We start from the raw sequence: 16,566 nt of genomic DNA, 5'->3' as shown, positions 1-16,566 counted from the left end.
TTCAACGGCCATCACAGCTGCCACTCAAGATGCGGCGTACAGCTACACCTTTGCGGCGAGTGATACCGATGTGGGTGACACATTAACTTTAAGCGCGGTGACCAAACCAAGTTGGTTGAGCTTCAATACGACTTCAGGCGTGTTAAGTGGCACGCCAGGCAATGCCGATGTGGGCGCGCACCCCGTGACACTGCGAGCGACGGACACAGACGGCTTAACGGCAGAGCAAAGCTTCAGCATCACCGTGACCAACGTCAATGATGCGCCGACCATCGGTTCAACGGCCATCACAGCTGCCACTCAAGATGCGGCGTACAGCTACACCTTTGCGGCGAGTGATACCGATGTGGGTGACACATTAACTTTAAGCGCGGTGACCAAACCAAGTTGGTTGAGCTTCAATACGACTTCAGGCGTGTTAAGTGGCACGCCAGGCAATGCCGATGTGGGCGCGCACCCTGTGTTACTGCGAGTGACGGACACGGATGGCTTAACCGCTGAACAGTCCTTCAGCATTACCGTGACCAACGTCAATGATGCACCTGTAGCGACAAGCTCAACTGTGACGTTAGAGGAAGATAGTTCGGTGACGCTCACCCTTGCGGCAGAGGATGTGGATAATGATCCGCTCACCTATGAAGTGGTGAGTCAGCCAGAATCCGGCACATTAGAGCAACATGGTACGGTTTGGTTATATACCCCTGAGAAGGATTTCAATGGAACAGACGTGTTTAGCTTTATTGCTAAGGATACCGAGCTGAGTTCAGAGCCTGCAACTGTCACGATTAACGTCACGCCAGTGAATGATGATCCGCAGGCGGTTGATGACGACTACACATTAACAAGTACCGCCAACGATATTTATGCGCTTGCGGTGCTCGCGAACGATGTTGATGTCGATGGTGATACCTTAACGATTGATGGCGCGGCTGCGGATATCGGCAGTGTGCAAATCACCAGTGAGGGCTTGAGCTTTACTGCGCCTGAAGCCTATGTCGGGCCTGTGGCGCTTCGCTATACCATCAGTGATGGTAACAAGGGGCGTGCAAGTGCCAAAGTGAATGTATTGATTGAAGGCACTGAGTCGGACAATCAGCCAGTAATCACTTTGCCTGACGATGTCGATGTGAATGCGACGGGCCTATTTACTCGCGTTAAGCTTGGCTTCGCAAAAGCGGTCGATCGTAACGGTCATCCATTGCCCGTTTCTCTGGTGAATAAGAGTCTGTTTTTCGCACCTGGCAGCTACTTAGCTTACTGGCAAGCTATAGATCGCGATGGTAATAAGGCGATTAAAGCACAAAAGGTGAAAGTGCATCCTTTGATTTCCTTGAATAAAGATCAACTTGTCGGTGAGGGCAATGAGGTGGTAGTGAGCGTACACCTTAATGGCGCCGCACCCGTATATCCACTTTCTGTGCCTTATACCGTTTCAGGCTCTGCAGGTAGCAGTGATCATGATTTGGTTGATGGGGTGGTCGAAGTGACATCGGGCCAACAAGCTGAGATCCGCTTTAGCACCTTTGAAGATGGTGAGGTCGAAGTGGATGAGGATGTGCTGATTAATCTAGATCCTAGCTTGAACTTGGGCAGTAAGCAGCAAACTCAGGTGTTGATCACCGAAGCGAATATTGCGCCTAAGGTAACGTTGGATGTGACTCAAGCGGGAGTGCACCAATTTATTGTGGCGCAAAATGGCGGTGATGTACGCATTGATGCCGATATCACTGACGCCAATATGCAGGATAGCTTAACGTCAACATGGGCAAGTGGTTCTCTGAACTTACAGTCCGATGACGCGGGCATGTTCTTCTCTCCGATATCTGTCCTGCCGGGCATTTACCCTGTGAGTGTGACGGTTACTGATAATGGTTTGCCAGCGCTGTCAACCACAGAACGAGTCTACATTGTTGTACGTTCAAGCCTACCTATATTGACAGGCGCAGACACAGACGGTGATTTGATCCCAGATGTTCAAGAAGGCTTTACCGATTCAGATGATGACGGTATTCCTGATTACTTGGATGCGATTAACGACTGTAACATTATGCCCGAAGGTGAATTACAGCCTGTGTACTTCTTGGCTGAGGGGCAGGCTGGCGTGTGCTTACGCTTAGGTAATATTGCACTGATGCAAGAGCAAAGTGGTATTCAACTATTACCTGATCTTGTCCCAGAAGACAGCATAGCGGCCAATGTCGGCGGTATTTTTGACTTTATCGCGACGGGATTGCCACAACAAGGGCAGAGTTACAGTCTGGTGATACCACAACGTTCGCCAGTTCCTGCCAATGCGGTATATCGTAAGTATCAAGCCCAAAATGGTTGGAAGGATTTTGTGATTGATACGCGCAATAGTGTCGCCAGTAGTGAAGGTGAGCGTGGTTTCTGTCCTCCACCCGGAGACAGTCGTTGGACTTCTGGATTAACTGAAGGCCATTGGTGTGTGCAGTTAACCATAGAAGATGGTGGACCAAACGATGACGATGGCGTCGCTAACCGTACTATCGTCGATCCAAGTGGTGTGTCCGTGATACTCAATGGCAACCATTTACCTGTGGCGAACCCAGATACTGCCTCTATACCTTGGAATCAGAGCCTCGATGTTGATGTGCTCGCCAATGATACCGATAGTGATGGTGATGCCTTGACAGTTACACAAGTGACTAGCGAGTTTGGTACCGCCGTCATCTTGGCTAATCAGCAGCTAAGTTACACGCCAGCAACCGATTTCATCGGTACTGATGTGCTGGTGTATAGCATTACCGATGGAAAAGGTGGCACTGCGAGTAGTGAGTTGACTGTGGTAGTGAGTGGCAATACCGCACCAACGGCAGTCAACGACAGCGCCGCAACCGACGACAGAACGAGCTTGCTACTCGATGTGTTGAGTAATGACAGCGATCCAGATGGCAATGCTTTAACCTTAGTCAGCGCAACCGCGCAGCAAGGGACTGTATCCATTGAGACTAACAAGCTGCGTTATATCCCTAAAACAGGATTCGATGGTGTTGATACTGTGAGCTATCGGATTAGTGATGGGCTGGGTGGTGAGGCAACAGGACAAGTGTTGATTACTGTTAAAGCCTATCAAGAAGTGGTGATTGATAACAAATCGGGTGGAGGTAGTATGGCCTTGTGGGCATTAGGCTTAATCGTTGCGACGGGTTTAATTCGCCGCCGTGAATTACATAAAGTGGTCTTGGGTGCTGTGTTGCTCGCCAGCACAGTGACTCAAGCGAATGCCGCTGATAACTGGTATGTCGAGGGCTTTGTCGGCCAAGCTCAGGTTGATAGCGGCAGACGAGAGTTACAGTCTGACGCTGCAGCGGGCGTAGTGACATCGGTTGATGACAAAGATACTGCGTTTGGCTTAAGTGTGGGTTATCAATGGACTTCCATGGTGGCAATCGAATTAGGCTATGCCGACTTTGGTAATGGAAGTGCGCGGATTGAGGGTGCAAGTCTCACTCCGGCGCAATATCATGAGCAGGTCAAAGTCGTGACCCCCGTACTGGCTGATGGCGTGATGTTGGGATTGCGTTTAACCTTACTGCAGCATGATGCTTGGCGGTTTGAAGTACCTATCGGATTATTTCGATGGCAAGCAGATATCAGTAGCACTATGGGCAATAGCCGTTTAACCACAGAGCTTGATGGCACTGATTGGTATGCCGGTGTGCGGTTTAGCTATCAAGTGAGCGACGCTTGGTCAGTTGGCTTGGGGTATCAGTATGTGGATATCGAGCCGAATGACTTCCTCAGTTACCAGCTCAATCTACGTTATCAATTTTAAGCGTTAGCATATCAAAAGGGGCATTCGCCCCTTTTTACTCTCTAATAAAAACATCATATTTGAGAATATTTTGAAGGTGTTCACTTAAGGCTGAGCTTGGTTTGTGATGCATATCACAAAGGATTTGTAGCTTACCCTTAGGAGCATGTAACAAATTCAGGTTGTAGATTAAAGACAGAATAGTAAGATTGTCACTTATCTTATTTAATTTATCGCTTTTTTATCTAGAGGCAGTTATGTCGCAGCGGCAGAATAAGCCGGAAATATTGCATACCGAAGTTGTCGCGAAAAGCCGATTATTTCAAATTGAGCAAGTGCATCTTAAGTTCTCAAATGGTGTCGAACGCCAATACGAGCGTATGAAAGGCGGCAGCCGTGGTGCTGTGATGATAGTGCCTATTCATCAAGGGCAAATGCTACTGGCGCGGGAATATGCAGCCGGAACCGATAATTACGAGCTCGGGTTTCCTAAAGGTCTTATCGACCCTGGTGAATCGCCAGTCGAAGCGGCTAACCGTGAATTGCAGGAAGAAATTGGCTTTGGGGCGAATAAGCTCACGCTATTGAAAGAACTTAGCCTAGCGCCGGGTTATTTCTCCAGTAAGATGCAAATTTTTCTTGCAGAAGATCTGTATGAGAGTCGCCTTGAAGGTGATGAGCCAGAGCCCATTGATGTGGTGCCTTGGGCGCTCGCCGATTGGGAGGCCCTGCTCGATGATGTCGATTTTTCCGAATCCCGTAGTGTGAGTGCGTTGTTTTTAGCGCAAAAGTATTTATACCTTAAATAATCTTTTTCCTTTTAAGCGTTTAAAGCTGAAACGCTTGCAAAACATTCGCGAACTTTGCGATTGGAGTTGTTATGAAGCCAGAAGAGTTGATCGACGAAGTTATTGCGATTGCGACCGATGCAGGGATAACTATCCGTGACATTTATCTCAAAGGTAATTTTGAGCGAGAAATGAAGTCTGACAATACCCCTGTCACTTCCGCAGATTTAGCGGCGAACCAGATCATTTGTGACCGATTAACTGCTTTAACGCCTGATATTCCTGTGTTATCTGAAGAGGCGGCCGACATTCCTCTGAGCGTACGTGAATCTTGGAAACGCTATTGGTTGGTCGATCCACTCGATGGTACGGGTGAGTTTATTGCTGGCAGTGGTGATTTCTCGGTGATTATTGCACTCGTTGAGCACAATCGTCCCGTGATGGGCGTGGTGTATGTGCCTATGACGCAAGTGTGTTATTACGCGATTGCAGGTTTAGGGGCATACAAACGCACGGATAAACAGGAAGTGCGGATCAGCAGCCGCCAAATCGAGCACCGTGAAAAGGTCTCCCTACGATTAGCCGTAAGTCGTCGTCAGGACCCTCAATCTGTGTTGACCCTATTCAACCATCCCAAACACTGCGAGTTAGTCGTTATGGGCGGCGCAGCATTAAAGAGCTGTCTCGTTGCCGAAGGTCGAGCCGATTGTTATGTACGAGTCGGACCAACGGGTGAGTGGGACACGGGAGCCGCGCAAATTATCGTCGAGGAAGCGGGTGGACAGCTGATGGATACTGAGCTGCAACCGTTAACCTACAATGAGCGTGAGACGTTAGAAAACCCTAACTTTATCGTAGTGGGCGCACCCAACTTAGAGTGGGATAAGATTTTAATAGGTGAATGATTTTCGAATGCAGTCTATACGCCCGGTATTAAAGTCAGAGTTATTAGCGGTTTATCAGCTTGAGCAAGCCATTTTTGGTGAGCATAGTTATCCCGATTTTTTCTTCCGTCAGGGATTTGATTGCTGGCCAGAGCAATTTTTAGTGGCGGTGGATGAAGATAATCTTCTGCAAGGTTATTTGCTCTGTGCCCAGAGTGGCGATCCTACTTGTAGGTGGATTTTATCTGTTGCAGTCAGTGAAGATGCTCGTGGAAAGGGATTAGGCAAACGTTTGATGCAGCAGTGTTTAGCTGAGTTACCCGTCTCTGTTGAACGTGTGTGTCTAACGGTTGACCCGAGTAATCCTGCCCATGGCTTATATCAGCATTTAGGTTTCGTTGATTCGGCTTTTGAGGCCGATTATTTTGGCGCTGGTGCAGATAGAGTGGTGATGACTTATCGCAGGCCTTAAATTCCATGGTCACTTTTAATTAAAAACACCTTTGAATTAAGAATGATTTTTAAACCAAAATAATGGACGGCGTGCTGACTGAGCGCGCCGTTTTTTATGTTATTTTGTGTCGTGTAATCCCACATATATAGTTCAGTTTTACTGAGTGAATCGATTTCGAGCGTCTATCCTTATTTATCATTCTCAATGATATCCTTCACTATTTACCCGCGGCTGTACGTAAAACAAACTTATTTTGAACGTTGTTTTTTATTTTGACTGCTGTTAGTCTCTTACTATCCAACAGGGGGTGAGACCTATGGCCAGACGAAAAGAACACAGCCATGATGAAATTCGCGCTATGGCAATCCAAGCGGCAACTGAGTTATTGACCGAACAAGGTGTTGTAGGGCTGAGCTTACGCAAAGTGGCTAGCCAAATTGGCTATGTCCCTAGCACCTTGATCAATATGTTCGGCAGTTATAACTATTTGTTGCTGGCGGTTTCTGAGGCAACGCTTAGGACTTTACACGATCGATTAGCGGGTGTTTGCGCTGCCGACAGTTTGCGTAAAATCATTGCAATGGCGTGGGAGTATAGTCAGTTTGCCAATGAGCAGCGGCAAGCTTTCAAGTTGGTTTTTGAGCTGCAATTACTCGATTCTGAGCCTTTGCCGACATCACAAGGGCAATTGATTGCAGGGTTATTCATACTGATTGAACGTGAGTTAGCGCAGATCTTCCCTGAGGCGACTCCGGAGCAGCATCTCATTATGAGCCGTGTGTTGTGGGGTGGAATTCATGGACTAACTGCTTTATCCCTCGATAATAAGCTCTTTGCTGAATCGTTATCACTGCGGAATTTACTCGAGAGCCATGTGCAGGCTTATCTACAAGGAATGGGTTATCAGAGGGAACTATCATGCTGCTAACAAAACGTTTTTTACCTTATTTTGCGACTCAGTGCTTAGGCGCATTGAATGACAACATTTATAAAAATGTGTTGCTGCTATTAGTGACTTTCAGTCAAGTCAAAGACTTACCCATAAGCGTCGATATGTTTGTGAATTTAGCCGCTGGGGTGTTCATCCTACCGTTTTTCCTGTTTTCGGCCCACGCGGGTGTGGTTGCCGATAATATGGATAAGGCCAAACTTATCCGTCGATTAAAACTACTCGAAGTCATTATTATGTCCTGCGCCGCTATCGCGATAGTGATCGAGAACTACATGATGATGTTATTGCTGCTATTTTTAACCGGTAGTCAGTCGGCTTACTTCGGTCCAGTAAAATATTCCCTGCTGCCCCAAGCCTTGAAAGACGATGAGTTAGTCACAGGTAATGCTTGGGTTGAGATGGGCACTTTTCTCTCTATTCTGGTGGGCACTTTGAGTGCGGGGATTTTAGTTTCTGAAGTCAACGGTACGCTTTGGGCTGCCATTACCGTTGCCGTATTGGCCTTAGCAGGCTACCTATCGAGTCGAGCTATTCCTGCTTTACCACCGCAGGGCGTTATCGAAAAAATACGTTTCAGACCGTTATCAGGCACTTGGCGTAGCATCAAAAAAGCCCGTCAAACACCTTCAATCTGGATGGCTATCCTCGCTATCAGTTGGTTTTGGTTTTTAGGTGCGACCTATCTGACCCAATTCCCTAACTTTGCCAAGCTGCACCTGCATTCTGGTGCGACTGTGGTGTCGTTATTGTTGGGCATGTTTTCCATCGGAATCGCTGTTGGCTCCTTCGTCTGTGAACGTTTTTCCTACGGCCATGTTGAACTCGGTTTGCTGCCATTCGGGGTATTGGGATTAACTGTCTTTGGTGTCGATTTGCTTTGGGCGATTCCACCTGTGCCAGTGGATGCTGGTTTTGTCTATGGATTAAAAGCCTTTATTGTCGAGTCGCAACATTATCGGGTGATGCTAGATTTCTTTATGATCGGCGTTAGCGGCGGCTTGTTCATCGTCCCCTTATACGCCTTTATTCAGTCCCGTTCGGCCAAGGGCGAATGTGCTCAGGCGATTGCTGCCAATAACATTATGAACTCTCTGTTTATGGTGGCTTCGGCGCTGTTATCTATCTTGCTGCTTGGCGTTGCGGGTTGGACGATTCCGCAGTTATTCCTACTGCTTGCCGTGATGAACTTTGTCGTCGCTCTCTATGTTTATTCACAAGTGCCAGAATTTACTCAGCGATTTATCAGTTACTTATTGAGTCATGTTATGTACCGCGTGACTGTAACTGGCCGAGAGAGAATTCCAAAGGAAGGGGCCGGCATCATAGTCTGCAACCATGTGAGCTATGTGGATGCCTTGATTATTATGGGAGCATCGACTCGGCCTATTCGTTTTGTAATGGATAAGTCCATCAGCGAAATTCCTTTGCTGAAATATTTATTCCGTCACGCTGGAGTGATCCCTATCTGTTCCCCTAGACAGAGTGAAACCACTTATAACCAAGCGTTTGAGACTATCCACGAAGCGCTGATAAATGGCGAATTGGTGTGTATTTTCCCTGAGGGTCGACTCACCCCTGACGGTGAATTAGGTGAATTCCGTCCCGGTATCGATAAAATCCTCGCCAGAGATCCTGTGCCTGTTATTCCCATGGCATTACACGGATTATGGGGTTCTTACTTTAGCCACAAGGGCGGGCATGCCTTAGCTAAAATGCCCAAGCGTTTTTGGTCAAGGGTGTCGGTGGATTTAACGGATGCCGTCGATGGTAAGCTTGCGAATAAGGAATCTTTGCGAGTCCAAGTGGCGAGCCTGCTGGGCAAGTCATAAATTCGTTAAGGTATGAAATAAAGTGAAGTGATAACCGCGAAGCAAATGTTCGCGGTTATTTTATTTTAGGGTGGCGATTTATCGTGTTTGATAGCTATCCAGCCACTCATGCATCGCTTGGTGCGAACCTTTAAAGAGTACACGTTCAGACTTTTTCTGTAATTGGTATTGATACATAGGATCGTAATACTTGTGCAATAACAGGTTTATCCAGACTAAGTGCAGCGAAGTATCATTCTGACTGATTTGTTGATCGAGGGCTTGTTGCATCAAATCTTGCAGTTCTTGATGTTGTTTTCCGCCTAGACGTTTGCGAATGCTCACTAAACTCTGTAATAGATATTCACTGAAAGCCGCAAAACCTGCTTCCGGCCCTAGGCGCTCACAGAAGCCGCTATACATTTTATGCACATATTCATAGCGTAAGCGTTCGAGCCTCGCATCATCCGACTCTTCTAGCACTAAAACATTAGCGGCTTGCATGGCATTGTAAAATGTCTGCGGCAGCGCCGAACGGCCGATCAGGAAGCTTTCATCTTCGAGCAGTAAACAGGCTGCGTCACTCGCTTGATGCTGTAGCAAGGCAATGGCAAGCTGATTTTCAAAGTTGATCTGCGTTGGCTGTGGGTCGATATTCTTCCCAAAACTAGAGCCTCTGTGATTGGCTATCCCTTCAAGATCAACCGCTTCTTTACGTTTTAATAGAAAATCAGTTTTACCGCAGCCCGTCATCCCGCTCAAACTTAATAACGGTTGCTGAGCTGGTGCCGCTTCAATCACGCCAATAAGATATTGGCGCATGGCCTTATAGCCACCTTGAATATAGGGGACTTCGATCCCCGCTTCTTTAAGCCATTGTTGCGAGAGTTGCGAGCGTAAGCCGCCACGAAAACAATAAAGGTAGGCGTTGGGGTTGGCTTTTACATAGCTTGCCCAAGCCTCGATTCTCTGTTGCTTGATGGGACCATTCACCAGTGAATGACCTAATGCAATCGCGGCTTGCTGACCTGATTGTTTATAACAAGTGCCGACTTTTTCCCTTTCACTATCCAGCATCAAGGGTAAGTTGGTCGAGTTAGGAAACGCACCTCGAGTAAACTCTATCGGCGCTCGCACATCCATTATGGGATGTTGGTTGAGGAAAATTTCCCGATATTGCTCTGCAGCTACAATAGCGCTTGGCATCAGCACAACACCACATTCGCTGCAGTGGTGGGGGCTTCCAGTGATCCAATGCAAATTGGGGCGATGTGATGCGCATCGAGAAGGGCAATCAATTCCGCTTCGGCTTCGGCCGAGACGGCAACTAACAGGCCACCACTGGTTTGCGGATCGCACAGTATCGCTTTCTGATGCTCGCTGAGCTCGGGGAGATGCTCGCCATAACTGTCGTAATTTCGGTGAGTCCCGCCAGGAACGCAACCTAAGGCTAAGTAATCTAAGGCGCGTGGCAGTAACGGCACCGCATCAAATTTGAGTTTTGCCGTGAGCTTGGCACCTTGGCACATTTCGAGCAGGTGTCCCGCTAGTCCAAATCCTGTGACATCGGTCAGGGCGTTTACGCCGCTAATTTTGGCAATCGTCGTGCCTATAGTATTCAGCTGGCACATGGCATTGACCGCAATGAGATTGTCTTCATCTTTGAGCTTTTTCTGTTTTTGCGCTGTGGTTAAAATGCCAATGCCGATAGGTTTAGTGAGATATAAACGATCGCCCGCTTTAGCAGTATCATTCTGTTTTAAATCAGTTAAGGCAATTTGCCCGGTAACCGCGAGGCCAAAAATCGGTTCGGGTGCATCTATGCTGTGGCCACCGGCTAGCATGATCCCGGCTTCCATACAGGCCTGTCTGCCGCCATCGACTACTTGTTGTGCGACTTCTGCAGGTAGCTTATTGATTGGCCAGCCTAAAATAGCGATCGCCATGATAGGCGTGCCGCCCATGGCATAAATATCACTGATCGCATTGGTCGCAGCGATGCGGCCAAAGGTGAAGGGATCGTCAACAATTGGCATGAAAAAATCGGTAGTGCTGATGATGCCTATGTCGTCATTGAGTTTATACACTGCGGCATCGTCACGGCTTTGATTGCCGACCAGCAGATTAGGATCGGTAAACACGGGTAATTGCGAGGCTAATATAGTGCTGAGCACCTTAGGGGATATCTTGCAGCCACAACCTGCACCATGACTATATTCTGTTAGTTTGATTGATTCTGGGAGTGTAACTGGGGAATCTGACATGATCTCAACAGCCTATTTAAGTGATTAAGGCATCATCATAATCAGATACGGCCACCATGCAAGGTGGCCGTATGACTTTCGGGCAGAATTGTGGTTTAGCTATAAGTTGCGGTTAGGCTGCGCCAATGTTTTTGCTGGACTAAAAAACGCGCCTTTAGCTCTTCAACTTGCTGCAATAGCTGCTGATCGACAAGTTGCTTGCGTTTGGCCTCAAGCAAGGTTTTCTGTGCTTTGTAGTAATCCATTAAGTGCAGTTTGAGTAATTCATACTCAGCTTGGACTTTTTCAATAATTTCATCGGCATTGGGTAAGTGCACGACTTTGTTCTTGGTCCGCAGCAGCTGCATCTGCAAGCGTGCGCTCTCGATACGTTCCTGTGGACTCGTACGCAAGTCCTTGGCTAACCCCAACCAAGATAATGACTTAATCAACCATTTAGTTGGATCGTAGTGCCACCATTTAATGCCATTACGATAGTCATTTTCGAAGATGTGATGGAAATTATGGTAGCCCTCACCGTAGGTCAACATGGCGAGAAAGCCATTATCGCGGGCGGTGTTCTTATCGGTATAAGGCTGGCTGCCCCACACGTGCGCTAAAGAGTTGATGAAGAAAGTGCAGTGATGCACCACCACTAAACGCAGTAAACCCGCCATCAGTAACATAGACAGTACATCGCCATTTAACCAGCCGAGCAGGGCAGGCAGTCCAATGTTCATCAGCAATACAAGTGCGAGGTAATGTTTGTGTTGCCACATAACGATACGGTCATTTTGCAGATCGCGCACATTTTGATAATCATGATAGCGTTGCGACTGATACTCACGCAGCATCCAACCTATATGGCTGTACCAGAATCCCATGTTGGCTGAGTACGGATCTTTGTCGTTATCATCGACGTGCTTATGGTGCACTCTGTGATCGGATGCCCAGTGTAATGCACTGTTTTGTAATGCTAAAGCGCCACCGAGTGCATACATAAACCGCACGGCTGAATGGGCTTTATAGGCCTTGTGTGACCATAGTCTGTGATAACCTGCGGTGATCGACAGACCACTGGCAAAGGCTAAGACAATAAAAGCGATCCATTCACTAGCACCATAGCCGTGAACAATACCGCGCCATGGAACTAAGATCACCGCACTGAGGAAAGTGATGGCAAACAGACTGACATTAAGCCAGATGATAGGGGGTTTTTTCATTATAGGTTTCCAAAATTCGCTTTTGAGCGTACATCTGTAAGCTAATTTAGCTTAGCTATATTGTTTGGTCAAGGACGATGGGGCTGTGTTTAATGCCTAAAAGCGGTATTATCGCGTCATTACATTCAGTTAGCGGATTTAAGAATGGGTATTCGAGCACAGCAAAAAGAGAAAACTCGTCGAGCTTTAGTCGATGCGGCCTTTAATCAGCTAAGTGCTGAGCGCAGTTTCTCAAGTCTGAGTTTGCGAGAGGTTGCTCGGGAAGCCAATATTGCGCCGACATCTTTTTATCGCCATTTTAAAGATATGAACGAACTCGGTCTCACTATGGTGGACGAGGGTGGGTTAACACTCAGGCAGATGATGCGCAAAGGTCGTCAGCGAGCCGAAGCCGGTGGCAGTGTGATCCGTATATCTGTTGATACTTTTATGGAAGTGCTTGATTCTAATCCAAACGTATTCCGTATCTTATTGCATGAACGTTCAGGAACCTCAGCAGCGTTCCGTGCGGCGGTTGCCCGCGAAATTGAACATTTTATTTCTGAATTGGCTCACTATACTGAAGCGAAAGCGGGCCGAACTCCGTTATTAGCTCGGGCACAAGCAGAAGCTTTAGTCACTTTGGTGTTTAACGCCGGCGCTTCCGCATTAGATATGAAACGTGCTGATCGTAAAATTCTTGCCGATCAATTAGTCATGCAACTGCGTATGGTCGCCAAAGGCGCCGAGGCTTTGCAGCATAAGGTTGAGCACCGCTAATCTGAGTGATCTGCACATCAGCTGCTAAAAATAATGGAGCCTGAGGCTCCATTATTTTTAGTGAATTTATGTTTGAGTTCTAGCTACGTTTAACTGCTATGCAGTCGAGTTCAATGTATTTGAGGTGACTAACGACGCTCTAGTAGTACACCTGTTTCCATGTGATCGGTATAAGGGAACTGATCAAACAAGGCGAAACGAGTGACTTTATGGGTTTGGTTCAGTTGCTGCAGATTGTCTTTTAAGGTTTCAGGGTTGCAGGAAATATATAAGATCCGCTCGTAACCTTGTACTAACGCCAACGTATCTGGATCAATCCCTGCGCGGGGTGGGTCGACAAAAATGGTGTTGCACACATAGCTGTCGAGATCGATACCTTCTAAACGTCTAAAGCTGCGTTTCTTCGCCATGGCATCGCTAAAGTCTTCGGCCGACATGCGAATAATCTGCAGGTTCTCAATACCATTCACTTCGATATTGTATTGCGCCGCATCGACTGAGGGCTTAGCGAGTTCGGTGGCCAATACGCGATTAAAGTTTTGCGCCAGTGCGATTGAGAAGTTGCCATTACCACAGTAGAGCTCGAGTAAATCCCCTTCACTCTTCTGAGTCGCATCGATAGCCCACTCCAGCATTTTTACGGAAACTTTGGCATTCGGTTGAGTAAAGCTGTTCTCGATTTGCTTATATAAGAAGGTTTTTTCATTCACTTGTAATGACTCAACCACAAAGTCTTTATCTAAATCGATTTTTTGCTTACGGGCACGGCCGATAATGTTGACGTTAAACTGGCTACTTAACTTGGCTTTCAATGCAGCCGCATCGGCGCGCCATTGGTCATCAAGCTGCCTGTGATAAAGCAAAGACACTAAAATCTCGCCGCTTAAAGTCGACAAAAAATCCACTTGGAACAGCTTATGTCTTAGACTAGGATTCGGTTTTAGTTCGGCGATTAAGGCCGACATCATTTGATTGATGAGCACGCTGGCTGGCAAGTATTGATCGCATCGCACTTTCTCATTCAATACTTTATCGAACATGTAATAGTATAAGTCGTCACCGTCATGCCACATGCGGAATTCAGCACGCATACGGTAGTTGGCAGGCTCTGAGGCAAAAACTTCAACACTCGGTGTTTCAAATTGGGCAAAGGCTTGTTCTAGCTTGATACGCTTGTGTTCTAACTGCGTATCATAAGTCTGAGGGTCCATTGCTGCTAAGTTCATTGTTTGATTCACCGTTGCTGTAAATTGGGGCGCAAATATTATACTAGGTGACACGAATGTCCAGCATCTTGCTTTTGCTGTTTACGCAAAGCTGTGGGAAAATCCGCGCGCTTGAGTGTGATTCTATGGATATTCAATGCGTATTTGGTTGAATTCATCCAATCATCAAACATCGAATCACTTAATGTTGTAATGCGTTCAATCTGTATAGCCTACTTGTTGTAACCGAAACGGGAGATTTACTTGTCGCGACCTATATTAGTGTTTGATTCTGGGATTGGTGGTCTATCCGTTTTGGCTGAAATCCGCAAAAGTTTGCCCCATAGCGACTATTGTTATCTTTTCGACAATGCGAGGTTGCCCTATGGCGAGTTAGAAGAGCAGATATTAATTTCTGGCTGTGTCAAATTAGTATGTGATCTTGTAGCTCGCACCAATGCCATTATAGTGGTCGTCGCCTGCAATACCGCGAGCACAGTTGTGTTACCGGCATTACGTGCAAACCTCTGTATTCCTGTTGTGGGCGTAGTACCCGCTATTAAACCAGCAGCACAGATGTCTAAGAGTAAACGCATTGGACTCTTGGCTACACCAGGCACAGTTAAGCGTCATTATACCCATGAACTCATCAGCCAATTTGCTGATGATTGCCATGTCGAACTTTTTGGTTGTTCTGAACTCGTCATGATGGCGGAGCAAAAAATAGCGACAGGTGAAATGGACATGCACAGACTGGCAGATCTACTGGCGCCAGTCGTTGCCGCGCAATTAGATGTTCTCGTACTGGGTTGTACTCACTTCCCGATGATCAAAGCTGAATTACAACAAGTGCTCGGTGAGGGCGTAACGCTAATGGATTCTGGCGCTGCGATAGCTAAGCGAGTCGTGACTCTTTTAACGCAACAGAATCTTATTGTGGAGCAGCGCAGAGTAACAAATGAGAAAGAAGCAGTAGGGGAGTCAGCAATGCAGGCGTTCTATACTAAAGCGGAAATCAGTGAAGGCTTAATAACAACATTAATTGATTGTGGCTTTTCAACTATCGAACGAATCACCACAACCAACTAAATTTACAACGTCAAACAAAACAGTTTAAACGGTAATGCTACTCGTCAGTACCTGTACGGTCGGCAGCTTCCGAATCTTGTGTTTTGGCTTCTCTTACTTTTAAGGTTCTTTCTTGGAAGCTATAGTCATTCAGTTTAACCATGGCCTTCTGAGCGCCAGACTCTGACATCTCCACAAAACCAAAACCTTTACGACGACCAGTCTTACGATCTCTGACTAAACGCACAGAGTTTACTGGGCCAAACTCACCAAACAATACTTTTACTTCACCTTCATGGACACGATAAGGCAGGTTACCTACATATAAGGTCATAGTAGGACCAACATATTGTTCTTCTGTAGCATGAGATGATGAAGACTCTGGAACAAGTTTAAAGATAAGGCTAGTCACGATAACGCCTGCAACGAAGGCAATATAAGCCGGCAGCGTAGGTGCAAACTGAAATAGCACAAAGGCGCCAACAATGGCGACAATCAAAACAATAAGAAATGACTTTTGCATAAGAATGCTCTCTGATGAATGGAAAATTGATAAATAACTGTTAACAGCAAGTATATGGTAATGAATTATTTACTTTTACACTAGACCATTGCTGAAATATTGAGCGTGAATTATCAATTATTAGCTAAAAAAGCAGACTTATCTCCGATAAATAGGGCCTAAAAGCTAAAAAGTAGTCATAACGTTTAAAATATCGACGTACGATTCAATGATCGCTAAAAAGCCCTTGCGGACTTTCTCAATCTCCCTATAATGCGCATCCACTGACACGGCAGACAGCGAAACGTAAGTTAAGCAAAGAAAGCCAAGCAGTTCATCGGTTAGCAAGCTAAGCGATGAGTGTTGAGAAAGTTGAAAAAACTACTTGACGCACTAACGGGAATGCGTAAAATACGCAGCCCTGACCCGCTGAAAACTCAGTGTGTGGTCAACGCTCTTTAACAATTTATCAAGCAAATCTGTGTGGACACTCACAGGCGTTGAGTTAATCGAAACTGCTTAACCTTCGGGTTGGCAGTCAAAAATTTAAATCAACCAATTCTTTCACGAGAGTGATGAGTGTTCATAGCAATATGTACAAAGACTTACTACTTATTTTCGAATAAATAGGAGTCGAACAGAATTCGTTGAGCCGTTTGACGTAAGTCAAACAACAAAACTTTAATTGAAGAGTTTGATCATGGCTCAGATTGAACGCTGGCGGCAGGCCTAACACATGCAAGTCGAGCGGCAGCACAAGGGAGTTTACTTCTGAGGTGGCGAGCGGCGGACGGGTGAGTAATGCCTAGGGATCTGCCCAGTCGAGGGGGATAACAGTTGGAAACGACTGCTAATACCGCATACGCCCTACGGGGGAAAGGAGGGGACCTTCGGGCCTTCCGCGA

13 protein-coding genes and 1 rRNA gene are annotated in these 16,566 nt (G+C 46.6%); 9 read left to right on the top strand and 5 right to left on the bottom strand.

Annotated elements, in window-relative coordinates:
- From K5Q99_RS18980 to K5Q99_RS18955, 6 genes are all read left to right on the top strand, one after another.
- On the top strand, nt 1-3,796 hold a 3,796-nt coding region (locus K5Q99_RS18980; protein ID WP_220777785.1), incomplete at its 5' end, for an Ig-like domain-containing protein.
- A 236-nt stretch (nt 3,797-4,032) separates the two neighbouring features.
- The gene (gene nudE / locus K5Q99_RS18975; protein WP_106651723.1) at nt 4,033-4,584 is read left to right on the top strand and encodes an ADP compounds hydrolase NudE; all 552 of its coding nucleotides are present in this window, start codon (nt 4,033-4,035) and stop codon (nt 4,582-4,584) included.
- Between the two features lie 71 nt (nt 4,585-4,655).
- A complete protein-coding gene (gene cysQ / locus K5Q99_RS18970; RefSeq protein ID WP_106648480.1) occupies nt 4,656-5,468 on the top strand; it encodes a 3'(2'),5'-bisphosphate nucleotidase CysQ in 813 nt (270 codons plus the stop codon).
- 7 nt (nt 5,469-5,475) lie between these two features.
- A complete protein-coding gene (locus K5Q99_RS18965; protein WP_220777784.1) occupies nt 5,476-5,919 on the top strand; it encodes a GNAT family N-acetyltransferase in 444 nt (147 codons plus the stop codon).
- Between the two features lie 298 nt (nt 5,920-6,217).
- Nucleotides 6,218-6,829: a TetR/AcrR family transcriptional regulator gene (locus tag K5Q99_RS18960; protein ID WP_220777783.1), complete on the top strand. Its 612-nt coding sequence runs from the start codon at nt 6,218-6,220 to the stop codon at nt 6,827-6,829.
- Nucleotides 6,820-8,682, top strand: a complete 1,863-nt coding sequence (locus K5Q99_RS18955) for an MFS transporter (RefSeq protein ID WP_220777782.1) — start codon at nt 6,820-6,822, stop codon at nt 8,680-8,682. The genes K5Q99_RS18960 and K5Q99_RS18955 overlap by 10 nt, the downstream gene beginning before the upstream one ends.
- A gap of 78 nt (nt 8,683-8,760) precedes the next feature.
- Here the strand turns inward: K5Q99_RS18955 and mnmH are convergent, their stop codons facing one another.
- The 3 genes from mnmH to K5Q99_RS18940 all read right to left on the bottom strand — a co-directional run bounded on the left by mnmH (nt 8,761) and on the right by K5Q99_RS18940 (nt 12,127).
- Complete coding sequence (gene mnmH, locus K5Q99_RS18950) at nt 8,761-9,867, bottom strand: tRNA 2-selenouridine(34) synthase MnmH (RefSeq protein WP_220777781.1); 1,107 nt, start codon at nt 9,865-9,867, stop codon at nt 8,761-8,763.
- Nucleotides 9,867-10,925, bottom strand: coding sequence for a selenide, water dikinase SelD (selD, locus tag K5Q99_RS18945; RefSeq protein ID WP_220777780.1), 1,059 nt, complete (start codon nt 10,923-10,925; stop codon nt 9,867-9,869). Before selD ends, mnmH begins: the two co-directional genes overlap by 1 nt.
- A gap of 95 nt (nt 10,926-11,020) precedes the next feature.
- Nucleotides 11,021-12,127 carry an acyl-CoA desaturase gene (locus K5Q99_RS18940; RefSeq protein ID WP_220777779.1) on the bottom strand — a complete coding sequence of 369 codons (1,107 nt, stop codon included), beginning with the start codon at nt 12,125-12,127 and terminating at the stop codon, nt 11,021-11,023.
- A gap of 144 nt (nt 12,128-12,271) precedes the next feature.
- On the opposite strand from K5Q99_RS18940, the gene fabR reads away from it, so the two are divergent.
- Nucleotides 12,272-12,886, top strand: a complete 615-nt coding sequence (gene fabR, locus K5Q99_RS18935; RefSeq protein WP_006083621.1) for an HTH-type transcriptional repressor FabR — start codon at nt 12,272-12,274, stop codon at nt 12,884-12,886.
- Between the two features lie 128 nt (nt 12,887-13,014).
- On the opposite strand, the gene trmA is transcribed toward fabR, so the two are convergent.
- Complete coding sequence (trmA, locus tag K5Q99_RS18930; protein ID WP_220777778.1) at nt 13,015-14,112, bottom strand: tRNA (uridine(54)-C5)-methyltransferase TrmA; 1,098 nt, start codon at nt 14,110-14,112, stop codon at nt 13,015-13,017.
- A gap of 243 nt (nt 14,113-14,355) precedes the next feature.
- Between trmA and murI the strand changes: the two genes are divergently transcribed.
- Complete coding sequence (gene murI / locus K5Q99_RS18925) at nt 14,356-15,180, top strand: glutamate racemase (protein WP_106648472.1); 825 nt, start codon at nt 14,356-14,358, stop codon at nt 15,178-15,180.
- Nucleotides 15,181-15,217: 37 nt separating this feature from the next.
- Here murI and K5Q99_RS18920 read toward each other — a convergent pair whose 3' ends face one another.
- The gene (locus tag K5Q99_RS18920) at nt 15,218-15,682 is read right to left on the bottom strand and encodes an RNA-binding protein (RefSeq protein ID WP_106648471.1); all 465 of its coding nucleotides are present in this window, start codon (nt 15,680-15,682) and stop codon (nt 15,218-15,220) included.
- A 661-nt stretch (nt 15,683-16,343) separates the two neighbouring features.
- Here K5Q99_RS18920 and K5Q99_RS18915 point away from each other — a divergent pair.
- Nucleotides 16,344-16,566 (top strand): 16S ribosomal RNA (locus K5Q99_RS18915); the annotation flags it as partial.

This window comes from Shewanella hafniensis (genome assembly GCF_019655335.1).
GTDB classification, from domain to species: Bacteria; Pseudomonadota; Gammaproteobacteria; order Enterobacterales; family Shewanellaceae; genus Shewanella; species Shewanella hafniensis.
This window is presented reverse-complemented; position numbering and strand designations above follow the sequence as displayed.